At 44.3% G+C, this 25,527-nt stretch carries 21 protein-coding genes, 3 pseudogenes and 1 other annotated feature; of the genes and pseudogenes, 16 read left to right on the forward strand and 8 right to left on the reverse strand.

Annotation, left to right across the window (positions count from 1 at the left end; genetic code table 11):
• The first annotated feature begins 179 nt into the window (after positions 1-179).
• Complete coding sequence (locus NST20_RS02515) at positions 180-1,418, forward strand: IS1380 family transposase (RefSeq protein ID WP_342400001.1); 1,239 nt, start codon at positions 180-182, stop codon at positions 1,416-1,418.
• A gap of 180 nt (positions 1,419-1,598) precedes the next feature.
• Here NST20_RS02515 and NST20_RS02520 read toward each other — a convergent pair whose 3' ends face one another.
• Positions 1,599-2,909, reverse strand: a complete 1,311-nt coding sequence (locus tag NST20_RS02520; protein WP_013858128.1) for a transposase family protein — start codon at positions 2,907-2,909, stop codon at positions 1,599-1,601.
• 208 nt (positions 2,910-3,117) lie between these two features.
• Between NST20_RS02520 and NST20_RS02525 the strand changes: the two genes are divergently transcribed.
• From NST20_RS02525 to NST20_RS02535, 3 genes are all read left to right on the forward strand, one after another.
• Positions 3,118-4,482: an ISLre2 family transposase gene (locus NST20_RS02525; protein WP_342400401.1), complete on the forward strand. Its 1,365-nt coding sequence runs from the start codon at positions 3,118-3,120 to the stop codon at positions 4,480-4,482.
• Positions 4,483-5,020: 538 nt separating this feature from the next.
• Positions 5,021-5,548, forward strand: coding sequence for an NYN domain-containing protein (locus tag NST20_RS02530; protein ID WP_019722134.1), 528 nt, complete (start codon positions 5,021-5,023; stop codon positions 5,546-5,548).
• 678 nt (positions 5,549-6,226) lie between these two features.
• Positions 6,227-7,015 (forward strand): formate/nitrite transporter family protein, encoded by a 789-nt coding sequence (locus tag NST20_RS02535; protein ID WP_019722135.1) that lies wholly within the window; start codon positions 6,227-6,229, stop codon positions 7,013-7,015.
• A 344-nt stretch (positions 7,016-7,359) separates the two neighbouring features.
• On the opposite strand, the gene NST20_RS02540 is transcribed toward NST20_RS02535, so the two are convergent.
• The 5 genes from NST20_RS02540 to NST20_RS02560 form a co-directional block, all read right to left on the reverse strand.
• Positions 7,360-8,226, reverse strand: a complete 867-nt coding sequence (locus NST20_RS02540) for an energy-coupling factor transporter transmembrane component T (RefSeq protein WP_017552435.1) — start codon at positions 8,224-8,226, stop codon at positions 7,360-7,362.
• Complete coding sequence (locus NST20_RS02545; RefSeq protein ID WP_342400002.1) at positions 8,198-9,925, reverse strand: DUF3744 domain-containing protein; 1,728 nt, start codon at positions 9,923-9,925, stop codon at positions 8,198-8,200. Before NST20_RS02545 ends, NST20_RS02540 begins: the two co-directional genes overlap by 29 nt.
• Positions 9,926-9,945: 20 nt before the next feature.
• Positions 9,946-10,500: an ECF-type riboflavin transporter substrate-binding protein gene (locus NST20_RS02550; RefSeq protein WP_013858409.1), complete on the reverse strand. Its 555-nt coding sequence runs from the start codon at positions 10,498-10,500 to the stop codon at positions 9,946-9,948.
• Between the two features lie 13 nt (positions 10,501-10,513).
• The gene (locus NST20_RS02555) at positions 10,514-11,368 is read right to left on the reverse strand and encodes an S-adenosyl-l-methionine hydroxide adenosyltransferase family protein (RefSeq protein ID WP_013858410.1); all 855 of its coding nucleotides are present in this window, start codon (positions 11,366-11,368) and stop codon (positions 10,514-10,516) included.
• A gap of 48 nt (positions 11,369-11,416) precedes the next feature.
• Positions 11,417-11,680, reverse strand: a binding site (T-box leader).
• A gap of 25 nt (positions 11,681-11,705) precedes the next feature.
• Entirely contained in the window at positions 11,706-11,852 is a 147-nt protein-coding gene (locus NST20_RS02560) for a hypothetical protein (protein ID WP_017552432.1), read from the reverse strand.
• 241 nt (positions 11,853-12,093) lie between these two features.
• Here NST20_RS02560 and NST20_RS02565 point away from each other — a divergent pair, with 241 nt between their 5' ends.
• The 6 genes from NST20_RS02565 (at position 12,094) to NST20_RS02590 (ending at position 16,513) form a co-directional block, all read left to right on the forward strand.
• On the forward strand, positions 12,094-12,300 hold the full coding sequence (locus NST20_RS02565; protein ID WP_237342375.1) for a hypothetical protein: 207 nt from the start codon (positions 12,094-12,096) through the stop codon (positions 12,298-12,300).
• Positions 12,301-12,683: 383 nt separating this feature from the next.
• Entirely contained in the window at positions 12,684-14,447 is a 1,764-nt protein-coding gene (locus tag NST20_RS02570) for a DUF2339 domain-containing protein (protein WP_342400003.1), read from the forward strand.
• Between the two features lie 253 nt (positions 14,448-14,700).
• Positions 14,701-15,090, forward strand: coding sequence for a hypothetical protein (locus NST20_RS02575; protein ID WP_342400004.1), 390 nt, complete (start codon positions 14,701-14,703; stop codon positions 15,088-15,090).
• A gap of 43 nt (positions 15,091-15,133) precedes the next feature.
• On the forward strand, positions 15,134-15,409 hold the full coding sequence (locus NST20_RS02580; protein WP_013858419.1) for a hypothetical protein: 276 nt from the start codon (positions 15,134-15,136) through the stop codon (positions 15,407-15,409).
• Positions 15,410-15,446: 37 nt separating this feature from the next.
• A complete protein-coding gene (locus NST20_RS02585) occupies positions 15,447-16,277 on the forward strand; it encodes a glycerophosphodiester phosphodiesterase family protein (protein ID WP_061574118.1) in 831 nt (276 codons plus the stop codon).
• A 44-nt stretch (positions 16,278-16,321) separates the two neighbouring features.
• Positions 16,322-16,513, forward strand: coding sequence for a hypothetical protein (locus NST20_RS02590; protein WP_342400005.1), 192 nt, complete (start codon positions 16,322-16,324; stop codon positions 16,511-16,513).
• 89 nt (positions 16,514-16,602) lie between these two features.
• On the opposite strand, the gene NST20_RS02595 is transcribed toward NST20_RS02590, so the two are convergent.
• Entirely contained in the window at positions 16,603-17,598 is a 996-nt protein-coding gene (locus NST20_RS02595) for an MBL fold metallo-hydrolase (protein WP_019722143.1), read from the reverse strand.
• Positions 17,599-17,994: 396 nt separating this feature from the next.
• On the opposite strand from NST20_RS02595, the gene phnC reads away from it, so the two are divergent.
• From phnC to phnE (NST20_RS02610), 3 genes and pseudogenes are all read left to right on the forward strand, one after another.
• Positions 17,995-18,765, forward strand: a complete 771-nt coding sequence (gene phnC, locus NST20_RS02600; protein WP_019722145.1) for a phosphonate ABC transporter ATP-binding protein — start codon at positions 17,995-17,997, stop codon at positions 18,763-18,765.
• Positions 18,765-19,544 (forward strand): annotated as a pseudogene (phnE, locus tag NST20_RS02605) (phosphonate ABC transporter, permease protein PhnE). Before phnC ends, phnE (NST20_RS02605) begins: the two are co-directional and overlap by 1 nt.
• Positions 19,541-20,344, forward strand: a complete 804-nt coding sequence (gene phnE, locus NST20_RS02610) for a phosphonate ABC transporter, permease protein PhnE (protein ID WP_207369502.1) — start codon at positions 19,541-19,543, stop codon at positions 20,342-20,344. Before phnE (NST20_RS02605) ends, phnE (NST20_RS02610) begins: the two are co-directional and overlap by 4 nt.
• Positions 20,345-20,459: 115 nt before the next feature.
• Here the strand turns inward: phnE (NST20_RS02610) and NST20_RS02615 are convergent, their stop codons facing one another.
• Positions 20,460-21,407, reverse strand: a complete 948-nt coding sequence (locus NST20_RS02615) for a phosphate/phosphite/phosphonate ABC transporter substrate-binding protein (protein ID WP_013858425.1) — start codon at positions 21,405-21,407, stop codon at positions 20,460-20,462.
• Positions 21,408-21,652: 245 nt separating this feature from the next.
• On the opposite strand from NST20_RS02615, the pseudogene NST20_RS02620 reads away from it, so the two are divergent.
• The 3 genes and pseudogenes from NST20_RS02620 to NST20_RS02630 form a co-directional block, all read left to right on the forward strand.
• Positions 21,653-22,588 (forward strand): annotated as a pseudogene (locus NST20_RS02620) (ISLre2 family transposase); the annotation flags it as partial.
• Positions 22,589-22,844: 256 nt separating this feature from the next.
• A pseudogene (locus NST20_RS02625) lies at positions 22,845-23,333 on the forward strand (UPF0236 family protein); the annotation flags it as partial.
• Positions 23,334-23,644: 311 nt separating this feature from the next.
• Positions 23,645-25,285, forward strand: a complete 1,641-nt coding sequence (locus NST20_RS02630) for a bifunctional UDP-sugar hydrolase/5'-nucleotidase (protein ID WP_013858426.1) — start codon at positions 23,645-23,647, stop codon at positions 25,283-25,285.
• The last annotated feature ends 242 nt before the right edge of the window (positions 25,286-25,527 follow it).

A 25,527-nucleotide genomic window follows, 5' to 3' on the forward strand; every position in this document is an offset into this window, starting at 1 on the left:
GTAAAACAAAGTTTCAACTTATATATTTAATAAAAAATAATATTTACAATAATAAAAAAATAATTTAAAATATCCTGAATCCGTGACGAAATTTCCGCTTAAAGGCAAACAAATCGCATAAAATTTAGTATAATTGGTATATCAGACAAATTAAATTCATTCCACATTCAGGTGATCTCATGAAAAAGTTTGTGATAGAACCCACAAAAGAACGAATTGTTGCCCAAGCTGGCTTAGCGATAGTAGGAAATTTACTAAATCAAACGAATTTAGTTTCCAGGTTGAATGCCTATAAACTCCCTGATATCTCCCGGTATCCGGCTTGTTCCAATGGCGATGTGGCTAAATCTTATATCGGCTTGCTTTGCCAGGGAAAAAGTGATTATGACAATATTGAAACCTTCCGTGATGATGCTTTTTTTGCACTGGCTTTGGATATCCAGAGGGTTCCTTCCAGCCCGACTCTCAGGCAACGATTGGACCAGGCCGCCTTGGTGGAAAAATGGAAAACGATCTTGCACGAAGAATCGCTGGATCTGATTCGCCATACAAATGCGGAAATCAGCCCGGTTTACGCCAAAGACAAGCCGTATATCCCGGTTGATCTGGATGTCTCCCCTTTCGATAACTCCAAGACAAAAAAGGAAGGGGTAGAAAGAACCTATAAAGGCTGTGACGGTTATGCCCCTATGTTCGCTTACATGGGACAGGAAGGTTACTGCCTGCATGTTGAGATGCGAAAGGGAAGTGTCCACTGCCAAAAAGGTACACCAAATTTCATCCAGGAAACCATTCAATCTGCCCGGAAACTAACAGATCAGCCATTGCTTTTCAGGCTTGATTCCGGAAATGACAGCCGGGATAATCTCATTATTCTCCTAGAAAACCATGCAAGCTTTATTATCAAACGCAATCCCCGTAAGGAAAAAGCTGAGGACTGGCTGTACATTGCCCGAAAATATGGGATCTGTTGTGAAGAACGGGAAGGAAAGAAGGTTTACCTTGGATCCATCCCCGAAACCATTCAAATTAAGGACCAGGAGCGAAGCATCCGAAAAGTTTTTAAAGTGACCGAAAGAACCATCTCAAGAGACGGACAAATTTTTTTAATTCCCGAGTATGAATTTGAAACCTACTGGACGGACCTTGAAGTGCCGCCTCATGTGGTGATCTCTCTTTATCATAACCATGGCACTTGCGAACAGTTCCATAGTGAAATTAAATCAGAACTGGATCTCGAACGGCTGCCGTCAGGCAAATATGAAACGAATGGCCTTGTGCTCCATTTCGGTATATTTGCGTATAACCTGCTTCGCTTGATTGGACAAGAAAGCTTGAAAAAACAAGATACGCCATTGAAAAAGAAAACAACAAGAAGAAGCATCCGAACCGTCATCCAGAACAGTTCTGAAGAGTAAATTCATCAATTTTTAGATGTTTTATGATAAAATGACTTATCCACATTTAGAAAATTTTTCCATCTATTTTTTCTGCTTTCAAAGTCAAAAAGAGCCGAATTTGCAAATTTCTTTTTTAAAATTGTGGATAACTTCAAAAAAACCTTTTTTTACATCACATCCTTTGCTATAATATAACCATTAAGTAAACCTTACTTGTATTGGCTTACTTAAATGGGTGAAATCCTCGTCTGTTAAAATACGTGTCCGAAACGATTCCAACAGATTTGAGGATTTTTCTTTTGCCGTTTTTTTGAGTGCTTTTAAGATTGACGAACCTTTTTCAAACAGCTGTCTAATAATATCTGTTATTTGAACTAATAAATAATGATTTTTCATGGCTGTGTAGTTTTGGCTATTGGCATGTTCTATATTGTAACGATTATTTTTTTGTTCGTTAAATCCTTGATTTTCAATCTTCCAGCGGCTTCTTCCTGCAGCGATGAGTCGTTCCACGTTCTTTTTCGTGATTTTAATATCCGTTATAAATACATACTCTTTCGATTTCCCATCCTCTGTTTTCATTGTGGCCTCCATCAGATTGACCGTTCTGTCTTTGTAGGCAATATCATTCACCCAAACTAATGAATTCTGATCCTTACTTTGTTCCAGCTCTTTTATTGCCTTAAACTCCGTCGAGATACTTTTAATTCTCCCTTCCTTAAATCTGCATATATATTTCCATTTGTGCGCCCTGCACAGATTAAATACCGTTTCACATGCATAGAGACTATCTCCCAAGATACAAATCGGTAGTCTTTTAAATATTTTTTTTATTTTCTTTGCCAGCCTGTCGAAGGCTTTTAATTCACAATCTTGCTTAGAAACATTTTCTGATTCATTTTCGATAAATTCGGAGGCAATACTGAAGACCATATCCCCCACGACAAGCTTGGCTTCAAGTACATGGTGCATATAAAGTACGTTCGTTTCTCCTGTTTCTTTATTTGTATATGCCCGTCTCAGGCAGTGTTTACAATGTTTCTCATGAAAGGTGTGTAATCCAGTTCCATCAATGATGACACCCCAGTACTTTCCTTCAATTCGATAAGACTCGAGAGACCTTTTTTTCAATAATTCTTTAATCATATACGTTCTAATTTTTTCTAATTCATTTACATCTAAGCCAGATAAAAAGTCGTTAATTGTATCATAATGTGGAAGTTCTTCAAGAGAATCTAAGCCTAACACCTTCCCTACATTTTTAATACATTCTTCTTTATTAAAACTCTCACTCATGTTTCTCATGGATTTTAGGCCGGTCATATTTTTCAACATCATCGTAAATAAAAGGACCTCTGGACCATAAGTGATATAGCTTTGATGTCGGTGGTCTGCTACCTTTTTTAGGTTATTCATCAGGTCTTTGAAAAAATGCTTCTGAATTTTAAGGAACTCGAAAAAATAATTTGCTTCTTTTTCACGATTTCTTTTTTCTTTTCTAGTAACCAAAATAAAAACCCCCTCAAAACAGCCAAGTTTAATTAGGGCTTGCTGAACGAATCAAATTTTAGCTTGTATTCGACTTGTCACTAAGCCATGCCAAAATATTCGTCCAGCAAGCTCTAATTATTTAAATTATTACATATTTAGCCGCATTTTTGGGGGGGAATAGTTAAATTATCACGAAAAATTTTTACTCCTCAGAGCTGAAAGTCTTATTGAATTTGAAGAACAAGTTAAAATTCTGATCCAGAATGCCTTTACGCAATGGGTTGGGGAAATATTTGAGACGTTAGATAAAACAATTAAGCAGAAAAAGCTGGAGGATGGCTGGGAGTACTGCCGGAGTGATAACAGAAGCATTCAGTTTTTATTTGGAAATGTGACCTTTAAACGTTCACTAATGCATGACCAGAAAGGGAATTCACATTATCCTCTGGATGAATGGTTAGGGCTTTTACCATACCAACGATACAGCCCGTTAGTGGAATTAAAGGTGGCAGAGTTGGCAAGTGAGAACACCTATCGGGAAGTAGCTGATATTTTAAAAGAGTGGACAGCAGTGAGTCTTAGTCACACAACTGTAGGGAACATGGTAAAACACGTAGGGAAAACTCAGGCGGAAGCCGATAAGGCACTTGTAGAAGAGCTAGAAATAGCTGTTTCCCTGCCTGAGGGGAAGAAGGTAGACTACCTGTTTTCTGAAGCAGATGGTGTATTCGTTCGGGGACTAAAAAAGAAACAGAGTATGGAAGTCCACCACGCCATTCTCTATGAGGGATGGCAAACCAATGGTAAAAGGGTCTCCCTGCGTCAGCCCACAGTCATCATGACAACGGAAGCCATCCAGACATTTTGGGATGAAGTCCAAGCCACAGCTGCCAACACCTACTCCCTCGAAAAAACGCATGTCATTACAAACAGTGATGGAGGTGCGGGATACACAGCTGAACGGTTTCAAACAGCTTTCTCACAGTCGGAATTTCCGGTGCTCAACCAGCTGGATACCTACCACGTTGCACAAGCCATCATAAGGACATTTGGGGGCGGAAAGAGCGAGATCAAGGAGCAAATTAGAAAAGCGATTAGAACGCATGACCTGGACCAATTCACGTTATATTTGGATACGCACGAAAGCACCTTGACGGATAAAAAGGCTCTCAAGAAAATCAAGGAATTCCGTTCGTATATCTTGAAAAACTGGGACCGCATTTTTGACTGGAGAGACAGGGTGAAAAACGTGCCGGAAGGTGCGAGAGGCCTAGGAGCGATGGAATCGAATCAAAGGCATATCTCCTTCAGGATGAAAAAAAGGGGCATGCATTGGAGTGAACTTGGCGCAGAAGCCATGGTGAAAATCAAACAAGGCATACTCAATGGGACATTGAGAGAAGTCTATCTGAAACACCGTTCAAGAAGCGAGAGAAAGCAACGGAACTTGAAACAATTAATCAGGATGTCTCAACTACTCAAGCAGCCTGTACGCCCGTCAGTGGGCGTAAAGCACGGATCAGTTGCCCTGCATTCAAGCAGTTCATCGGCAATGGGACATTTAAGCAAAATATTAGAGCTTTCGTTTTAAGCTTGGCTCAGTGGGGACTGATCGTTGAGGCGCGCGAAATTTACGAGACTCCTGCGGGAAAAGCGAGCCAGGAGAGACCCCGCAGCGAGGTACGAGCGAGGAGGCTCGCCGGCCGCCCGCGGAAAGCGAGTGAATTTCGCGCGCCTCAACATCCCCGTTATCCATCTTTATACGGAAATATTACATCTTTTCCGAAAATTACACCGAGCAAGTAAAGCACGGTAGCCGAAAGTGTACAAAAAGAGTGTCTTGGAATACCCGATATTTAAACCTTGTCGAGAAAAACTTGACACATACGAAGAATATTTTGCTGTTGACAGCTTCCCCGGGATGGTGATATATTTACCTCGAAAAGGTTAAGAAGCTCGGGAACTTAACCAAAAAGGGATATAATAAGACCGTCAGTCGGAGGCGGTGTCTTTCAGTGTTGTGAGGTGCTTAGCAATCGGAGCTAAGTACAAGAGAATCAGAAAAGGCGTCAGCATCGAAGCTGGCGCCTTTAGTATGTCAAAGGGGGAAACCAAATGTGAAGAGAGTGATGGTATTTATCGATGGCAATAATTTTGAAGCTGCTCTTACTGCCTTGTACGGATCCCAGCAGAGGGTGGACTATTTAAAGTTGGCAGAATACGTGGCTGCCCGGAGAGATGGGATGCTTCAGCGCATTTATTATTACACGGCAGTCGGAAATTTGGATAAAGCAAAAGCAGCAGCAACGAAATCATTTATTGACCATTTAAATAAAAAGATTCCAAAATGTATAGCGAAACTGGGCTATTTAAGTGTTGTCGGAACGGACGCGTCGGGCAATCCCATTTTTACAGAAAAAGGAACAGATGTAAATATAGCGGTAGATCTGGTCTCACTTGCTTTTCATAACGGTTATGATGAGGCAATATTATTCAGTGCCGATACGGATTACGAAGCAGCCATTAAAATGGCCAGAAGTTTGGGGAAAAATGTTGTTGCCGGCGTAGTCGACCAACAAAAAGCAGGTTATATGAAGGATCTTTGTGATGAGTATATCACTTTAAAAAAAGAAGACTTTAATCAGTGCATGCGTTAATGAAAAAGAAAGCTGCCCGGAGTCCGAGCCTCAAGGCAGCCAATGATGCGCTTGGCTGTATAGTTCGAATCTGTACAGCCTTCTAATCATGAGTATGAACGGACAACACGGGTTCATACCCATTTTCTTTCGACATTTTTATTCCCGGTTGAAAGAATGAAAAAACTGTCTGCCATGCAATCAGTGTGGGAATAGCTTTTATGATTTAGACAAAAATACGCGCGGCTTCCGCCATAAGATGAATGGCTTCCTTAGGGCGCAGCTTTAAATATCCATACTGACTGAATCTTTTTAAAAAGAAATATAAAATTCCCTGCTTGTCTGTTTAAGGATGCGCCGAAGCGGGGAAAGGTATTTTGCCAAATGTCCAGAAACGCCAAAGTGCATTCGACTTCATGGAAAGTTTATATATATTATAAATTAGAAATTTTTCCATCGTGGAAGTTTCAAAAAATATCATGCAAAGAAAACGGGATAAAAAATTTTGCTTATACACACTAAAAGATATAATACCCGCCCGAGAAAAAATACGGCTGGAGCGGGAAGAAACACGCTGGCACTTAAATAAAGCCTCATTTAGAATGATCTATTTTGAAAATTTGCGCTGATCCTGGTGCGGGTGAGAGGCAGCAGGAATGTCTGTATTCTCTATCCTATAAGAAACGAGAGGTGGGTAAGATGGACTTAAGTCCGAAAGAAATTGCGGACGTAGCGATTGAAAAAGGAATAGCGAAAGCGAACAGCTCGTTTTTGTCGATGGTGGTGCTCGGCTTTTTGGGCGGGGCTTTTATTGCCATCGGTTATTTGGCGTATATCCGGGTGACCGGCATGATGCCGGGGAGCTGGGGCAGTTTTGACACATTTATGGGTGCCGCAGTGTTCCCGACCGGCCTGATCTTGATTTTGGTTGGCGGCGGCGAGCTTGTCACCGGCAATATGATGGCCGTCAGCATGGCCTGCTTTGACAAAAAGATTAACATCCTGCAGCTTATTTGGAACTGGTTGTGGATAACCATTTTTAACCTGATTGGTGCGCTATTTGTTGCCTACTTTTTCGGGCATTTTATCGGCTTGACAGAAGGGGATTTTTTGGCGAAAACCGTCCACACGGCAGAAATGAAGACGAGCGCGCCTTTTTGGCAGGCATTTGTCTCCGGGATCGGTTGTAACTGGCTTGTCAGCATGGCGGTCTGGCTTTGCTACGGCGCCAAAACGTTTGCAGGCAAAATCCTCGGCATCTGGTTTCCGATCATGGCTTTTGTGCTGATCGGGTTCCAGCACGTCGTTGCCAATATGTTCATTATTCCGGCCGCTATTTTTGCGGGGCATCTTTCATGGATGTTATTTTTGAAAAATATCATCGCGGTTTTCCTCGGAAATGCGGCAGGCGCAGTTGTGTTTGTCAGCATGCTCTACTTTATCGCATATAAAAAAGAAGGAGTTCAAAAGACAGACACTGCACTTTGAGACGGAGGGCTTCTCACAAAATGGGAAGCCTTTCATTAAAAATAGGGCCGCTTTGGGTCATTAAAACGTAAAATGCAAAGATTTGATAGAAAAAGCAGCAAAAACTTGTACTCCGCCTGTTTCTGCTTTATGGCAAACTAGATGCAGAACTTGGTGAATGAACCGGATAAAGACCATTTACCAAGCCCCGCGTATCAAAATGGATATCCACAGAGCTTCCCGGGCTAACGCCCATTTGCTGTCGCTCCCCATTTTTCTTAAATTTTGCATCATTCTATAAACTTCCGTACGAAAAACAACCTGTTCCCGAAAATTTTTAATGGAAAGAAAATCCAAATCTCTTTTTACAAGCCTTCATCAAGATAAACCGCCGAAGCAAGCCCAAGAAACGGGTTATAAAAGCGGCTGTCATTGTGAAAGGTGATCAGCAGTGAAACAACCAGGATAACCAAAAAGGCGGCCATTGTTGCATAGTCTTTTAACTGAAAAGGGCGCGCACTGTACCAGGTGCGTTTTTTATTTTTTCCAAAGCCGCGCAGTTCCATGGCATTGCTGATGGTTTCAATTTTTTCAAGGCTCGACAAGATGAGCGGAATCAGGATGGAGGCGGCATTTTTTATCCGTTTCGGCAGTTTTTCTTTGCGTGACATATCTAAGCCCCTTGCCTGCTGGGAAAGGGCGATATTATGAAAGTCCCGCTGAATATCGGGAATATAGCGGAGCGCCAGGGCAACCGCAAATGAAATCCGGTAGCTGATCCCGATTTTATTGAGCGATGCGGCAAACTCGCTTGGATTTGTTGTTACGATAAACAGAAGTGCGGCTGGAATGACCGTGAAATATTTGAGTGTGACGTTAAACTGGTAAAAAAGCTGTTCCCACGTGATATTGTACCGACCGGCAATCGAGAACAGCACATGGCTTGTCCCGTAAATTCTCACGCCCTGTTGCGGCGAAAAGATATAAATCGCAATGTTGTTCAAAAGCAGAAAAGCAAGGATAAAAAGCAAAATAAATAATATTTCCCGGATCTTGATGCGTGAAATTTTAAAAATAACAAGGCTCAAAAGAAAAAGAAAAAGGAGCACACGCGTATCGTAAGTAAGCATAGCCGCAAAAGACCACGTCAAAAAGCAGATCAGCTTTGTCGCGCCGGCCAGTTCATGGACGGGGGATTTCCGCTCAATATAAGACAGCATTTCGGTTGCCATTTGGCTGCAGCCCCCTTTCGTACGTGATAAAGCGTTCCGTGAAACGCTCCGGGTTCAGATGCAGCCGGCTTGCAAGCGTATAGAGGGATGTCTCTTTTAAGTTGGCGCGCCGGATCATATCAGAATGGCCTAAAATTCCGGCAGCCGGACCGTCGGCAATTTTTTCTCCGTCTGCAAGCACAATGGCGCGCGGCGTATACTCCAGCATGAGGTGCATGTCATGGGTGATGAAGAGAATTGTGATGCCTTTTTTGTTCAGTTCCACCAAAAACTCCATGATTTCATGGTAATGCATATAATCCTGGCCGGCAGTTGGTTCATCGAGAATCAAAATATCCGGTTCCAGTACGAGAATAGAAGCAATGGTCACCCTTTTTTTCTGTCCGAAGCTGAGCGCGGATACCGGCCAATTCCGAAAAGGGTAAAGACCGCAAAGCCGCATGGCATTTTCTGTGCGTTTTTTGATCTCTTCCGGGGCAATTCCCCGGTTGGCCAGACCAAGCGCAATTTCATCGAAAATCATATGTTTTGAGATCATCTGGTTCGGGTTTTGCATGACCATGCCAATCCGAAGCGACCGTTCTTTAATGGTGTCGTTTGTGATGTCCTTCCCTTTGTAAAAAATTTTTCCGGAAGAAGGTTGTTCAAAGCCGCAGATCAGACGTGACAATGTTGATTTTCCTGCACCATTTTTCCCGACAATGCTTACCATTTCCCCTTTTTGGATGGTGAAAGAAAGGTTTTTGAGCACAGGCAGCCCGGGTTTATACGAAAAAGACAAATGATGGATTTCAAGCACCGGCTCTGTTTCGATGCGGGCAACCGGCTTTTTGGCATGTTTATACCAGTTTAAAAGGGCGTCTTTGCACCGGCTGAGTTGAAATGTATCCAGGTGGGCCGGCTGCATCTCTGGTGTAATGCGGCAGCCGGCATATTTTGCAGCTTTGACATAAAGCGGCTCCCGGATATGGCACGTTTCCAGCACGGAAGAAGAAAGCAGTTCATCCGGCGTGCAGTCGCTGATGATTTTGCCGTCATCTATGACAATGACCCGGTCTATTTTTTCAGCCAGCACATCCTCAAGCCGGTGTTCAATGATCAAGACGGTCACATTTGTTTTTTTCCGGATGTCCGAAATAAGCTCCATGGCTTGCTTTCCGGTTGCCGGGTCGAGATTTGCGAGCGGTTCATCAAACAAAAGAATTCCTGTATGGTCCACCATTACACCAGCAAGAGACACTTTCTGCTTTTGGCCGCCTGATAATTCATGGACACGTGCGGCAAGTTTGTTTCTAATACCGACTGTCCGTGCTGCTTCATCAACAGCATCATGCATGTCACGGAGCGGAAGGCCTTCATTTTCCAGAGCAAAAGCGATATCCTCGCCGACGGTTAAGCCGATGAACTGCCCGTCCGGATCCTGCAGCACCGTCCCGACTGATTTGGATATGGAGAAAATATCCATATCTTTTGTTTCTTTTCCGTTTATCTTTAAACTACCAGACACCTCACCTTTGTAGGAAAAAGGAATGAGGCCGTTGATGCAATGACCGAGTGTGCTTTTCCCCGACCCGGACTGTCCGAGAATCAGCACACTTTCCCCTTCATAAATTGTCAAATTGATATCATGCAGGGTAGGGGTGGCCTGGCTTCTGTATTGAAACGTATAATTCCGGAATTCAATGACAGGTTTTTTCATCTTTTCCTCCCGTTGTTCTCTTATTCTTTTCGGAGACTGCCGCTTTTGCTTCTCGTTTTCGCGTAAGCACCAATCAGCAATGTTCCGATGATGCCGACAGTCACCATGTTGGACACGCCCGCGACAATGCCTTGCAAAAATACTTTGTTGGCAGGTTCCGCGTAGATGAGGATGTCGAGCAAAGGGGCAACAAGAAACCATCCGATTGCCTGGGCAATGACCTGTACGATATTAAACAGAAAAATCTTTTTGCCGTTTAGAATGCCGGAATCGATGTCTATTTTTTTCGAAACAAGGCCGAATAAGAAGCCGACAAGGGTGGAAACGATCACCCAGCTCCACCAGATAGATCCGTAGGAAATGGCATCCTTCAACGCGTGCCCGATCAGGCCGATCAGCGCGCCTGCAACCGGGCCGTATACAATCGACATAAGGGCAAGAAAAGCATAAGACGTTTCAATGGTTGTATTCGGGATGCCGGTTGGGATGGAAACAAACCTGCCCAAAATAATGAAAATGGCAGCGCCAATCCCAATTGCAACAATTGTGACGATCGATCTTCTGTTTGATTGCATGTCGTGATTCCCCCTATTTTTGATAGACAATTTTCGGCGCTTTCCGGATGGTAATGTTCCATTTGATGCCGGTATCGATATGGTAGGCTTTTGCGAAAGAGCCCTGGTTGATGGCGATGCCGAGTTTGTACAGGGAATTGATGTATAAAAGCGGTTCGCCAATATGGCTGTCGGCAAAAGAATGGCCGAATGTCATAATGTTTTTGTAGTGCTGGCGGGATTCGTTAAAAATCGTGACTTCGAACGAATCGCCGTAGTTGACGTCCAATTGTCTGAACAAGGAAGAATCGATATTGGTCCATAAATTGCCGAAGCGGACATCCAGCGTGTCGATCGTGCCTGTAATCACGCCATCCTGAAGCTCCGGTGCTTTTCTCGGCAGTTCAATAATGGAGCCAGCCGGGATTTCCGGCCCGATTTCTTCAAAACGGATCACCCCGGCAGCCAGTTTCGCGCCGGTGTAGGCGTACACATCCCGGCCGTGAAACGTATACGATTCTTCTGAATGCGGGAGCCGGTTGGCGGTTTCATCAATTTCTCTGGCGGCCACAATGGTGTCTTTAATGTGGGTCAGGGTGCCGTTATCCGGTGTGATGATGTACTGGCCGTTTGCCGTTTTGGCGGCAATACTGCGCCGGTCGGATCCGACACCGGGGTCGACCACGCTCACAAACACGGTATCCGCCGGCCAGTAGGAAATGGTCTGGTACAGCCGGTAAGAAGCTTCCCAAATATGATATGGCGGAATTTCATGGGTCAGGTTAAAGATTCGGAGCGCCGGGTCAACCGAGATTGCCACCCCGTTCATCGCGGCTACGGCGCCGTCGCATAATCCGAAATCTGTTTGAAGTACCAATGGTTTTGTCATGTCAGTTCCTCCTTGAATTTTGAAAAATAAAAAACCACGCCCCTACACGATAAGGGCGTGGTTTGAATTCACGCGGTACCACCTTCATTCACTGTTTACTCACATAAACAGCCTTAGCCAGTACGGGAGCCTGCAATCTCCTTATACTGCGGCGCTTTAACGGGCGCTCTTCCCGCCGGAACCTACTTGCAGCTAAGCTTTCAGCACGGAACTCCAAGGCCATTTTTCCGATCCGTCCTTTTGCTTCTTTTCAGCAACCGAAGCTCTCTGTGAAAATTCGTGGACCGTACTTTTCCTTTTCCTCGTTTTTGGAATGAACTTTGAATTCATTATAGGATTAATCATTTGAAATTTCAAGAGAAGATTTTAAATTTCCTGCCTTTTTCATCAAATGCCGTCTTCCAACTCCGGGCCGGGCCGTTTCCGGTTTGTTGCAGATGAAAACGGCACGGTTTCGCTGCTCCGCGTAAAGCGGTTTTGCCATTTCTCATTCCCCTTTTTGAAACGAAAGCTGCCGGAATACCGGTAGCCGTTCTATTTAAATCGTTTTTAAGCATGCAAAGAATAATTTCTTCTTTTCTTGCTGATTTCCTTTTGAAAAGTGCCATTTGTAAAATTTTTTTGCCGGATCAGCATGATTTTTAATGGGAAAAGAGTTGCTGTTTGGAGGAAAAAGGGAAAAGGTTGCATGAGCGAATAGTAAAATGAAAAAAGGGTGGTCCGTGATGAATGAAGAAAAAATGCGTTTTCCATTAAGCCCGCAGGCTGTTATAACAGGGGAGCATTACCGGTTTACCGTGCTGACACCGAAGCTGATCCGCTTGGAATACGTGGAAAACGGTGTATTTGACGACAGGGCGACACAAACCGTGCTGAACCGGCAGTTTTTCGGTCCCGGCATTCCGGAAGCTGGAAAACGATATTTCGCTTGAAATCATCACCGAAGCTTTCCATCTGCACTACCTTAAGAAAGGCCCGTTTTCGCCGAATGCGCTTTTTATCGATGTGAAAAGCAATTTTACAAATTACAAGAACCGCGGAAGGCGGCTTGCAGATTTGGCAAATGAGTTTTGAAAGGAAAGTGCAAGTATAGAAATCGCAATCCAGACAATCCGGAACAAAACCGAGGGGGTTATTGCCATTAAAAAGGAACTTGCAGCGGGGTAATCCCGATTTGGAAAACGGCACGCTTGCTGGTTGCGAGTAAACCGGCAAAAACCGCCCCGCCTTGTCGGAAAAAGACAAAATGAGAAAGGAAATCAGACTGCCTGCTTCGAATATCTTTATAGAAGAAGAGAAATTGAGGGGGAACCAAATGGACCGGATTGAACAGCTTGAACAAAGAGTGGCCGTTTTGGAACAGGAGGTGGCAACATTAAAAACTGGCCTTGCAGCGAAACAAGGAAACCGACCGGCCAAAATGGAAGCCAGTCAAAGTACCGTGCCATCCGCCACCGGCACGCCGGATAAACGGGTTGAAAAAACAGCACCGCGCCCCCAAAATGCTGAAACACCGGTGCAAAATGCTGAAATACCGGTGCAGAAAACGCCGGTTCAGGCGAAACCGGAACCGGTTGATTGGGAATACCGCCTTGGGAGGGTGTGGCTGCCGAGAATCTTTATTTTCGTGCTGCTTCTGGGCCTTATTTTTGCATTTACCATTGTGGCCATTGCGGGCACGGAACTAATCCGGATTTTGCTCGGTTTTGGCGTGGCCGCTGTGCTGTACTTTTTTGGGGAAAGGCAGATTAAGCAACAAATGGAGGCACTTGGAACCGTGCTGCTGTCCGGCGCCGTTTCCGTTGCCATTTTGACGACGTTTGCGATGCGTGTTTTGTACGGCTTCGTGCCGCCTTTCATTGCATTTATCCTGAACCTGATCTGGATCGGGCTTGGGCTGTTTCTTTCTGACCGGCACCGTTCGGAAGCCATTGCGATTTTAACTGCATGTGCCGGGTATCTTGTGCCGTTTTTGGTTGAAGGAAAGGAACATGCCGCCCATTTTGTTATTTGGTATGAAACGGCATTTTATGCGCTTTTGCTCTTGTTTGCCGTCCGGAAATCTTACAAAGCGCTGTTTTATACGGCAAGTGGGCTGTGGCATGCCGCCGTTTTTATCCTTTATATCAATCTTTTGATCAATCAAGTTGGTGCAGGGATCTCGTATTCTGTTGTGCTTGGGGCGATCATTCAGCATGCGTTGCTTTGCTGGGTCGCTTTTTACAAGAAGGGAATAGGAGAGGCAACGGTGCCGGTCTTATTCTCAAGCTTTGTGCTGACAACCGGATGGGCTTATAGTACGCTGGAGGAAGTGCCGGGCATATTGCTGCAAGCATCGCTTCAACATGCGCTGTTTAATCTATACTTATTGGCCGCTGCAGTCGCTTACGGCTGGTTTGCCTACTACGGCCGGGAAAAACAAAACCGGGAGCAGATCTCTGTCTCCATTTCCATTTGTACAGTAAGCGTTGTTTATTTCCTATACCAGATTTTTCCTTACCATGTGCTAAATCTTGCCGTGTATTTTATTGTAGCCACGGTCGCCATTTATCTTGGCTTTCATTTTAAAGCAGTCATTCAGCAGGTTATCGGGTTATTGCTTTATATTTTTACAACTTTTCAATTATTTTCCACCGCATGGATCCGGGATGTGTTCAGTGCGGAGACTTTCGTGTGGCTTGTAGTAATCGGGACGATGCTGTTTTTCTATCGGATGCTGGCTGCAGCTTCGTTGAAACAGGAAGGTCTGAAAAACTTTATGATCGCCGTAAATGCCTTTTTTCATCTTGTTTTTCTTACCCAGCTGACAGGTGCGGTTGCAGAAAGCTGGTCCGTCAGCCTGCGGATGATGCTCCAGTCTTTTGTCTGGATGGTATATGCTGCAGCTGGAGTGGCGCTCGGGGTTTGGAAAGACAATAAGAAGATCCGGCTCGCGGGGATGATCCTGCTTTTGATCACGCTTTGTAAACTGATTTTTGTCGATATGCATACCGTCAACCTTTTCATCCGGACGATTTTGTTTATTGCGCTCGGGACAGTCGGGTTGCTTGTGTCAAGGCTGTTCTATGTGAAAAAATAGTGTTTTATTGCCTTGCACCTATCACCTGAAAGAAGGCAGGTGATAGGTGCAGTTTTTTTAAAAAAATATGGCTGAAGAGGCAGGCAGTTTCATACGAAACCTGCGCAAAAACAGGGCTGTGCCGGGCATTTCCGGTACAGCCCTGTCCTATTTTCCAAGTATATCCGTTTAGACGATGCATATATTGTATTGAAAAACGGTGAAACGAAAGCGCAATCATCCTTAAAAAGGGGCATGACAAGTGAAAGTATAATTGGAAAATGGAAAATTAACACAAATTGCCAACTTTATGTACGGGCTGAAACTGGTACGGAAACAATCGCGTTTCCGTCGTCGGTTTATTGATATGTTACAGGAGCGCGCTATATTGGTCGATCAAGACCGCATTGAGCTATTAAAAGAGCACTCAAAAAAAGATGAAAACGGAGAACCCATCATCCACGACGATACCTACGACGTGAAAGATATGAAGGCATTTAACGAAGATTTGCAAGAATTGTATTCTGAAAAAATGGTTATTGAAGGTGGTGATAATCGTGAAATGTTAAGGACAATTAAGGCGGTGTTAAAAAATTTGAGGATACCGAATATGAGGGACAGCAATCGGAAATCTATGATTATCTATGTGACCAGCTTGGAGTAGATGACGAGGAAGACGAAAATGATGAAAAAGGAGTGGATGAAAAATGAGCGCTAAAATCCAATTTACAAATATTAACCTTGCAAAGGACAATGACGGAAATATTACCGGTGCAACGGTTCCAGTAACGGTGACATCTCAAATTGATTCGGCGTATTTTTCGACATCTGGCACGTATACCCTGACACGTGATGAGTTGACCAGTACCGGATTCGATATGGAAAAATTTGAAAAACTATTGTCACAGAAAACGGCGGAAAATCTATCCGCCATGGTGAACGACATGACGGCAGATAATACAGCAGAACAAGAGACAAATTAAAAACACATTTCTGCCCATCTTATGATAAATTAATAGTATGAAAAGAATATTTTTTATTTCCATAGTCTGCATTTTTGTTTTTAACCTGGTGGGCTGCTCTTCCGCGGTTGCGAAAAAAGAAAAAAAGGAAACACTTATTATTGCTCACAGAGGAGCAGATGACCGGGCACCTGAAGAAACAATGCCCGCATTTAGGCTTGCCGTCAATGAAAAAGCTGATTATATTGAGTTGGATTTAAGGGAAACAAAAGACAACAAACTCATACTGATGCATGATCCAACTTTGGACAGAACTACAAATGGGAAAGGGGATGTAACACGTTACAGTTTGAAGCAAATCAAAAAGTTGGATGCGGGAAGCTGGTTCGGTAAAAAATACAAGGGCCAACGTATTCTTACCCTTGAAGAACTCATCAATCAGTATGGATCGAAAACAAATTATTTTATTGAAACCAGACGAGTCGGCAATGAATTAAAAATGGAGGAGCCATTGATCAGGCTTCTGAATAAAAAAGGCCTAATTAAGAAAAAGAAGGTAATGATTGAATCTTTTTCGGCAAGAAGCCTTGAGAAAATCCATAAATTGGATAGATCAGTTCCTCTCGTGCAACTAACGCTTTTTAAAAACAAAAAAGACTTCACTGATCAGAAAATAAGAGAATGGAGGAAGTACGCTGTTGGCATTGGCTTAGATGCAAAACTGGCTGACAAAAAATTAATCCAAAAAATGCACCAAAACCATTTGAAAGTATATGTATTCTTCTTTGATTCTAAAAAAGAAAAAGCAGAACAAAAAAGAGTCATAGAAGATGGAGCTGATGGCGTTTTTACAAATCATCTTACTTATACAAAGGCATTACTGAAATAAGCATCCGGGTGGGTGCTTTTTTTATTGCATGAAAGAAGGAAGAAGTGCTCGCTTTTATTGTGAAGAAGCCGGGAGACGAAACGTCAGCGCAGGATTTGGCCACATATTGCCTCAAGCATCTCGCGAAAAACAAAGTGCCGAAAAAATTTGTCTTTCTAGATGACCTGCCGCGCAACGGGGTCGGGAAAATTTTAAAAACGCAGCTGAGGAAACAAGCTGCCGATTTGCAACCGTAATGGCGGTTGTTTTTTTGTGCAAGCGCTGTGTCCGGCATAGAAAAAGGCTTTTACAGGAAAAATAGCGGCGAAGCGGGCGCCGCTACCTGTTATTGGAGTTGTGCCGGGACAGAAGATGTGTGATAGAAAATATTTTCCCTTGTTAACTGAAAGTGCTGCAAAAATGCCTCAAAATAAGCTTCAAACGGTTCCCCATTACGCACAAGCCTGTCGAGGTGCTTGGCGATGCCGACAATTTCGGAAATCACAAGTTGCGGGTTCTGTTCTAGATTTTTCCGGAAATAAAAAATTTCTTCGTAGATCATTTCGTCCGGCGCCACACCCCGCTTTACAGCAGACCGCGTTTTTTCTTCGCGCTCGTAAATTTTGTTGATATACCGCTTCAGCAATTCTTCATATGTTTTTCTGTCCACCACCCCTTTATGGTGGGAAGTGATGAAAATTTGCGCATCTGTTTCCAACGTGGTTTTCGCGGATGCGATAAAGGCGTCAATGTCAGAGTCGGCGTTGTTGTACCACGGTCCGAAAGAGGCCAGGTCAAAATCGCCGGCAAACAGGACACCGTGTTCCGGAAAATACGGGCAGCAGTATCCTTCCGTATGGCCGGGCGCATGGATCATCAACATTTTCGTCCCATATACATTGAGCTCTTCCCCGTACGGATACCATTTTTCCGTAAGGTTCAGCACCGGCTGCCAGTGCGGGCGATTCCAGTTTTCAGGCGGTTTCTCAAACAGCTGCTTCATCCACTTTTTGCGGCTCTCCGGGTCGGCCGGGCTCAGCATACCGCTCGCTTTTGCCAGCTCTTCAACATCATTCAGTTTTTTTACATCATATGGATTGATTTGAATTTCGGCGTCTTTAAACAGGTACGCGCCCCAAATATGGTCCAGATGGTAATGGGTCAAATAAACAGACCGAATGGCGTATTCCTTTTTTATTTCATTTAAAATTTGAAAGCCGCTGCCGCAGTCAACCAGCGCCGCCCCCTGCCCACCCTCGACGAGAAGCGAGGTACTGAACGGGACGCGGCTGCCGTTTTCCCCCGGAATGACGGTAAGCGGCCCGAATTTCGTATATGCCATGGGTAAGGCCCCCTTTAAAATGAATGATCATTCATTTTTCTTTATTATAATGAATTTGAACCATTTTGTCTATTGCAAAAATACCTTTAACAATCTTCCCATATACGCCTCATTGCCTTTTCCAAATCATAACCCCCATCATGCAAGCGCCAGTCATACGTGACGCCCCGTGCTGCAATGAAGAGGTACTCCGTGATTTTTTCTGCAGGCATATCACGAACCATCTGATGATTAGCCAAAAACGTACAAGAAGAGCGTCGGGAAATACCCGGTATAGTGCCGAGAAAAACGTGAGATATACGGAACAAAATCATCCTTGAGTTTGCGGGCATTCATTGGTATAGTAAAAATAGCACATTAAATTTTGATAACTTTCAATATTAAAGGGGAGTAGAAATGATTGAGTTTAAGAGCGTTTCTAAAGTTTATCCGAATGGGACACGAGGGTTAAACAATGTGAACCTGACGATACATAAGGGTGAGTTTGTCGTAATTGTCGGTCTTTCCGGCGCGGGAAAGTCTACATTACTGCGCTCAATTAACCGACTGCATGAAATCACGGAAGGTGAAATTCTGATTGATGGCAAGTCGATTACCGCTGCCAAGGGAAAGGAACTTCGTTATATCCGCCGTGATATCGGGATGATTTTCCAAAACTTTAACTTAGTGAAACGTTCTACGGTACTGCGTAATGTGTTATCCGGCCGTGTTGCCTACCATTCAACCCTCCGAACAATCTTGGGTCTGTTCCCGAAAGAAGATATGGATCTTGCCATGGATGCGTTGGAACGTGTAAATATAAAAGAAAAAGCGTATTCGCGTGCAGATGAATTATCTGGTGGGCAGCAGCAGCGCGTTTCGATTGCGCGGGCGCTCGCACAGGGGGCAAAAATCATTCTAGCAGATGAACCGGTAGCGTCGCTCGATCCGCTCACCACAAAGCAGGTAATGAATGACCTCAAACGGATTAACCAGGAGCTGGGGATTACAACGGTCGTAAATCTTCACTTCGTTGATTTGGCGAAGGCCTACGCGACAAGAATTATTGGCATCCGTGCCGGGAACATCGTGTTTGACGGCCCCGTATCTGAAGCGACAGATGATGTTTTCGCTGATATTTACGGCCGTAATCTGAAGGATGATGAGCTATTAGGGGGTGCGTTGTAATGGATGTAATCAGGCGGAAAAGAGTGGCAAGGATAAAGACAAGCCTGACCATCCTTTTCCTGATACTTATCATTTGGGAGAGCGCGCATACTACACAAGTCTCTTTGGCAGCATTGTGAGCAGGCCGCAGAAACATGGGGTCGTTATTGAATGAAATGTTCCCCCCTGACTGGCATTACTTCAGTTCCGTCACCAAGCCGATGCTTGCTACGATCCGCATGGCGATTTTGGGGACAACCTTTGGCGGCATCGCAGCGATTCCTGTTGCCCTGCTTGCATCAAGCAATGTTGTGAAAATACCGGTCATCTACCAAATTGCCCGCGTCATGATGAACTTGATCCGGACGCTGCCTGAGCTGCTGCTTGCCGCATTGTTCGTACCGGTTTTCGGGATCGGTGAAATACCAGGAATATTTGCGTTGGCGGTTTTTTCATTCGGGGTCATCGCCAAGCTTTTCTATGAATCGATTGAAGCGATTGACAGTGGGCCGCTTGAATCCATGACAGCGGTGGGCGCCAATAAAATCCAGTGGATCTTTTTCGGAGTAGTGCCGCAAGTGACGGCAAGCTATATGTCGTATTTCCTTTATAGTTTTGAAATTAATGTTCGTGCGGCAGCTGTTCTGGGGTATGTCGGCGCTGGCGGAATCGGACTGTATTTAAATAATGCCCTCGGTTTTTTCCAATATAACCAAGTGCTCACGATCATTTTATACACGTTTGTTGTCGTTCTGATCATTGATGGCTTAAGTAATCGGATAAGGGAGAAATTAATATGAGGGGTCAATCGGATTTGGTAAAAAAACCGCTGCTGAAGAGGATCAAAACATGGGCGATTGTGCTGATTGTCGTTCTGATCTATGCATGGGCATTCGGCAGTGCACCCCATCTTGAATTAAAAGATACGGCGGCACAGGCATTAAAAGCGATCATTCATGGGTTCATCCACCCCGATTTCGGCTATATTTATGATCCGGACGGGGAAGATTTGTTGCATGCTCTCCTTGAAACATTAGCAATCGCGGTTTTAGGGACATTTATCTCGGCAGTTCTATGCGTGCCGTTTGCGTTTTGGGCAGCGCGGAATATGAGCAAGTATTATGTCGTTTCCACGCTTGGAAAAGTGGTTTTAACCAGTATTCGCGTATTTCCGGAGCTGATTATGGCACTTTTGTTTATTAAATCGGTCGGGCTTGGCGCTTTTGCCGGGATACTGGCACTTGGTTTCCATTCGATCGGGATGCTTGGAAAACTGTTCGGAGAGTCGATTGAAAATATGAATTTTTCTGCCAGAGAGGCGCTGATCGCATCGGGTGCAAACCGGATCCAGGTGCTGTGGTTTGCAATTCTGCCGGAAGTCATGCCAGCTTTTATGTCATACACGCTGTACCGGTTTGAAATTAGCGTACGGTCGGCGGCAATTTTGGGAATTGTCGGTGCCGGCGGAATCGGTGCACCGCTGATTTTTGCTTTAAACGGCCACTCATGGGACCGGGTTGGAATTATTCTTTGGGGTATTATTATAATGGTTACGATAATCGACTATATTTCCGGATCGATCCGCAAGCGTTTGATATAACAAGCGGTTTTTTCGATAAACATGGACTGTTCAATTAGGATAATAGATAAAAGAAAAGGCTGCCTGCAGTGCTTTATTAACGCCCTGCAGGCAGCCTTTTCATGCGTTTTCGTGCTTATTTTCCGATTTTCTGGACTTTTTCGCTGTATTCTCGAACAGTATCGAAGTTCGCATCGGATGATTTTTTATAGCCGACATGTGTGTAAATATCTTTGATGATTTTTTGACCTTTTGGATCATTTCCAATTTTGATAAAAGCGTCAGTGACCTTGTCTTTCCACTTTTTAGACATATCCGGCCGTACACTAATCGTGTCATTTGGAATTTTCTCCGTCAAGAATAAGTAATGCGTTGTTTTATAAATATTCGGGTACTCTTTTTCAACAATATTACGGGCATCGACAAAGACGGCAGCAGCATCAACGTCACCCGACATCAGCGCCTGCACGCCTTTGTCATGGCCCTGCAGCTGGACGCCGGTTACATCTTTTTGCGCATCGACACCGGCTTTTTTCATTTCAACGGCCGGCCATACATACCCCGCAGAAGATGTTGGTGACTGCCAGCCAATCTTTTTACCTTTTAAATCTTTGATGCTTTTAATGTTAGAATCATTTTTAACAAGCATGCCGGAATAATAGTAATCCACTTTTTCCGAAGTGGGTTTTCCGGTTTTCGGATCCACCCCGTAGCGGAGCGCCTGTAATAAGACATCTGCATAGTGTTTTTTATGGGCAAGCACATAATCCGTTGGCGGCAGGAATCCGATATCCAGCTGCTTCGAACCCAATGCTTCCACAATACTGTTGTAATCCGTTGTCACTGTTACGGTGACCGGAATGCCGAGTTCTTTTGACAATAGTTTCCCCAGCGGTTTAGCTTTCGCTTCCAATGTTTCGGCATTCTGGGAAGGCACAAAGCCGATTTTCAGTTCTTTAGGTGTATAGGAACTGCTGCTGGAGTGGCTGCTATTCCCTGATTTTTCCCCGTTACTCCCGCAACCGGCAGCCAAGGAGGAAGTCAGTCCTAAAACGACAAACAGTGCAAGAAACTTTTTCAGCATACATTTACCCCCAATTTTATCATGATGGATTTACCTTCACTTTTAGTTTCTATTATATACTACATGGAAAACAAAATAAACGAAATTTTAATTGTTTATAAATGTTTTAACAACGCAGAAAAAATGGGGGTTTTTGAGTATGTGTAAAATTTTACTCGAAGGGAAGATGAGTGGAAAAAATGGGAAGACGCTCTATCATTTAAATGTACGCTTGTGGGCGAATACATTTAGAAAGAGGTCTTCCTATGGATATTATATCAATAATTGCTAGATTATTAAAGGATACAAAAAGTCTTATTGAATTTGAAGAACAAGTTAAAATTCTGATCCAGAATGCCTTTACGCAATGGGTTGGGGAAATATTTGAGACGTTAGATAAAACAATTAAGCAGAAAAAGCTGGAGGATGGCTGGGTGTACTGCCGGAGTGATAACAGAAACATTCAGTTTCTATTTGGAAGTGTGACCTTTAAACGTTCATTAATGCATGACTAGAGAGGAAATTCCCATTATCCTCTGGATGAATGGTTAGGGCTGGTACCACACCAACGATACAGCCCGTTAGTGGAATTAAAGGTGGCAGAGTTGGCAAGTGAGAACACCTATCGGGAAGTAGCTGATATTTTAAAAGAGTGGACAGCAGTGAGTCTTAGTCACACAACTGTAGGGAACATGGTAAAACACGTAGGGAAAACTCAGGCGGAAGCCGATAAGGCACTTGTAGAAGAGCTAGAAATAGCTGTTTCCCTGCCTGAGGGGAAGAAGGTAGACTACCTGTTTTCTGAAGCAGATGGTGTATTCGTTCGGGGACTAAAAAAGAAACAGAGTATGGAAGTCCACCACGCCATTCTCTATGAGGGATGGCAAACCAATGGTAAAAGGGTCTCCCTGCGTCAGCCCACAGTCATCATGACAACGGAAGCCATCCAGACATTTTGGGATGAAGTGCAAGCCAAAGCTGCCAACACCTACTCTCTTGAAAAAGCGCATGTCATTACAAACAGCGATGGAGGTGCAGGGTATACAGCTGAACGGTTTCAAACAGCATTCTCACAGTCGGAATTTCCGGTGCTCAACCAGCTGGATACCTACCACGTTGCACAAGCCATCATAAGGACATTTGGGGGCGGAAAGAGCGAGATCAAGGAGCAAATTAGAAAAGCGATTAGAACGCATGACCTGGTGTTTTTTGCAAGAAAAAAGTGCAGAGTATTGCAGTATATAAATTCGTTTATACCGCATAAAAATTCAATCTGAATTCTCGCTATTAAGGGCTTGACATGGAGCCTCTGCAGCCATGATTCTTTTGCCAAGCGGCCAGCTGTAACAGATTTGGCAAACCCAAACAGGTTATCATGGCTACCCCTCCATGTAAAGCCCCTCTGCATAACCATTTGCATAGAAATTTTGCACATCTCTGCACTTTAATTTTGCAATAAACAACCTGGACCAATTCACGTTATATTTGGATACGCACGAAAGCACCTTGACGGATAAAAAGGCTCTCAAGAAAATCAAGGAATTCCGTTCGTATATCTTGAAAAACTGGGACCGCATTTTTGACTGGAGAGACAGGGTGAAAAACGTGCCGGAAGGTGCGAGAGGCCTAGGAGCGATGGAATCGAATCAAAGGCATATCTCCTTCAGGATGAAAAAAAGGGGCATGCATTGGAGTGAACTTGGCGCAGAAGCCATGGTGAAAATCAAACAAGGCATACTCAATGGGACATTGAGAGAAGTCTATCTGAAACACCGTTCAAGAAGCGAGAGAAAGCAACGGAACTTGAAACAATTCATCAGGATGTCTCAACTACTCAAGCAGCCTGTACGCCCGTCAGTGGGCGTAAAGCACGGATCAGTTGCCCTGCATTCAAGCAGTTCATCGGCAATGGGACATTTAAGCAAAATATTAGAGCTTTCGTTTTAAGCTTGGCTCAGTGGGGACTGATCGTTGAGGCGCGCGAAATTTACGAGACTCCTGCGGGAAAAGCGAGCCAGGAGAGACCCCGCAGCGAGGTACGAGCGAGGAGGCTCGCCGGCCGCCCGCGGAAAGCGAGTGAATTTCGCGCGCCTCAACATCCCCGTTATCCATCTTTATACGGAAATATTACATCTTTTCCGAAAATTACACCGAGCAAGTAAAGCACGGTAGCCGAAAGTGTACAAAAAGAGTGTCTTGGAATACCCGATATTTAAACCTTGTCGAGAAAAACTTGACACATACGTTTTTGAACATACATGGAAAATGTAAAAGAAAAAAGCTACAATATGGATAATGAGATGTCGAAAAGAAAGGAAATAGGGATGAAAACATTTGAGCTGGTGATACTTGAAACAAGCGATATTCATGGAAATATTCTGCCGATCAATTATGGAACAAATGAGGAAGCGGCTGTTGGGTTGGCGAAAATCTCCACTTTGGTCAAAACAGAACGCGCACGGCAAAAGCACGTGCTGCTTCTTGATAATGGAGACCTTATTCAAGGGACGCCGCTAACCTACTATTATGCAAGGATTGATTCAGAAGGGCCCAACCCGATGGTGCTTGCTGCCAATTCGTTGCAGTACGATGCAGCCGTGCCGGGAAATCATGAGTTTAACTATGGGCAAGCGCTGCTCCTGGGGGCGGTGAAGGAATCCCATTTCCCGTGGCTGTCCGCCAATATTTTAAACGAGCAGACGAAAATGCCTTATTTTGGGCGCCCCTATATCATAAAAAAATTCGCGGAAGGATTGAAAGTGGCCGTACTGGGATTGACTACTCCTTATATCCCAAACTGGGAGCAGCCGCAGCATATCAGCGGGATGTTGTTTGCCGACCCTGTTGAAACGGCAAAACAGTGGGTGAAATTTTTGCGTGAAAAAGAACAGGCAGATATCGTCATCCTCTCTTACCACGGCGGATTTGAACGGGACTTGGACAGCGGCGAACCGACAGAAGACTTGACAGGTGAAAATCAGGGTTACCAGCTGTGCCAGAAAGTATCCGGAATCGATGTGCTTTTGACCGGTCATCAGCACCGGATGATCGCTGGAAAAGCAATCAACGGGGTGACGGTGGTACAGCCAGGCAATAACGGCAGGGCGGTAGGAAAAGTTGTATTGCAATTGGAAAAACAACAGGGACACTGGCGCTGTGTTCAGAAGACATCAGAACTTTTGTCTGTTGAAACAGTAAAAGCCGACCCTGCGATTATTTCTCTTGCCAAACCATATGAAGAGGCGACACAGGCCTGGCTTGACCAGCCAATCGGTAAAATTGAAGGGGATATGCTCGTGCATAACCCGATGGAGGTCCGCTTGAAAGATCATCCCCTGATTGAATTTATGAATCGCGTGCAAATGGAAGCGACTGGGGTAGACATATCATGCACAGCACTATTTGATAACCAGTCGCCAGGCTTTCCTGAAAACGTGACAATGCGGGATGTTGTTTCCAACTACATTTATCCGAATACCTTTAAGGTTATCCGAATTACCGGAGCAGATATAAAAGCGGCACTTGAGCGTTCGGCTAGCTATTTTAAGACTAGTAACGGCGGGACAATCGAAGTCAACCCCGCTTTTTCGAACCCAAAACCACAGCATTATAATTATGATATGTGGGAGGGCATCGACTATGTGATCGATCTGTCAAAACCAGTCGGCAAACGGGTTGTTAAACTCAAATACAAAGGAAAGCCCGTTGATCCGGCCGCCGAATATGATGTCGTGATGAATAACTACCGGGCCGGCGGTGGCGGTGATTATTTGATGTTCAAGGGTAAGCCTGTTGTAAAAGATGTGCAAATCGACGCGGCCGAACTGATCGCCAACTACATTTTAGAACGGAAAGTGATTCGGGCAACGGTGGATCACAATTGGAAAGTGATTTTTTAAAGAAAGTGTATGTCACATGGCCAAAATGGTAAAGCCCAATGCGATGCGGCTGCTTGATGACCATAAATGCCCATACGGCTGTCACTTTCAATTCCACTAATGGACTGTGTCGTGACTTTTCTCAGAAACGCGGTAGCCAAAAGCCCACAAAAAGAGTATCGAGAAATACCCGGCATAGTCCGACGTGATATAAAATAGAAGGCTGAAACTTTTTACACTTTTTGCGATTTTGATTATAATAG

The organism is Weizmannia sp. FSL W8-0676 (assembly GCF_038593015.1).
Classification (GTDB): Bacteria; Bacillota; Bacilli; order Bacillales; family Bacillaceae_C; genus Weizmannia; species Weizmannia coagulans.

What these genes read in the sequence shown, in the direction of transcription:
- phnC (WP_019722145.1), top strand. Translation starts at nt 17,995, where the DNA reads ATGATTGAGTTTAAGAGCGTTTCTAAAGTTTATCCGAATGGGACACGA.
- NST20_RS02570 (WP_342400003.1), top strand. Translation starts at nt 12,684, where the DNA reads ATGGACCGGATTGAACAGCTTGAACAAAGAGTGGCCGTTTTGGAACAG.
- NST20_RS02535 (WP_019722135.1), top strand. Translation starts at nt 6,227, where the DNA reads ATGGACTTAAGTCCGAAAGAAATTGCGGACGTAGCGATTGAAAAAGGA.
- NST20_RS02545 (WP_342400002.1), bottom strand. Translation starts at nt 9,925, where the DNA reads ATGAAAAAACCTGTCATTGAATTCCGGAATTATACGTTTCAATACAGA.
- phnE (WP_207369502.1), top strand. Translation starts at nt 19,541, where the DNA reads ATGAGGGGTCAATCGGATTTGGTAAAAAAACCGCTGCTGAAGAGGATC.
- NST20_RS02530 (WP_019722134.1), top strand. Translation starts at nt 5,021, where the DNA reads ATGGTATTTATCGATGGCAATAATTTTGAAGCTGCTCTTACTGCCTTG.
- NST20_RS02550 (WP_013858409.1), bottom strand. Translation starts at nt 10,500, where the DNA reads ATGCAATCAAACAGAAGATCGATCGTCACAATTGTTGCAATTGGGATT.
- NST20_RS02565 (WP_237342375.1), top strand. Translation starts at nt 12,094, where the DNA reads ATGAATGAAGAAAAAATGCGTTTTCCATTAAGCCCGCAGGCTGTTATA.
- NST20_RS02630 (WP_013858426.1), top strand. Translation starts at nt 23,645, where the DNA reads ATGGAAAATGTAAAAGAAAAAAGCTACAATATGGATAATGAGATGTCG.
- NST20_RS02560 (WP_017552432.1), bottom strand. Translation starts at nt 11,852, where the DNA reads ATGGCAAAACCGCTTTACGCGGAGCAGCGAAACCGTGCCGTTTTCATC.
- NST20_RS02585 (WP_061574118.1), top strand. Translation starts at nt 15,447, where the DNA reads ATGAAAAGAATATTTTTTATTTCCATAGTCTGCATTTTTGTTTTTAAC.
- NST20_RS02555 (WP_013858410.1), bottom strand. Translation starts at nt 11,368, where the DNA reads ATGACAAAACCATTGGTACTTCAAACAGATTTCGGATTATGCGACGGC.
- NST20_RS02580 (WP_013858419.1), top strand. Translation starts at nt 15,134, where the DNA reads ATGAGCGCTAAAATCCAATTTACAAATATTAACCTTGCAAAGGACAAT.
- NST20_RS02540 (WP_017552435.1), bottom strand. Translation starts at nt 8,226, where the DNA reads ATGGCAACCGAAATGCTGTCTTATATTGAGCGGAAATCCCCCGTCCAT.
- NST20_RS02515 (WP_342400001.1), top strand. Translation starts at nt 180, where the DNA reads ATGAAAAAGTTTGTGATAGAACCCACAAAAGAACGAATTGTTGCCCAA.
- NST20_RS02615 (WP_013858425.1), bottom strand. Translation starts at nt 21,407, where the DNA reads ATGCTGAAAAAGTTTCTTGCACTGTTTGTCGTTTTAGGACTGACTTCC.
- NST20_RS02595 (WP_019722143.1), bottom strand. Translation starts at nt 17,598, where the DNA reads ATGGCATATACGAAATTCGGGCCGCTTACCGTCATTCCGGGGGAAAAC.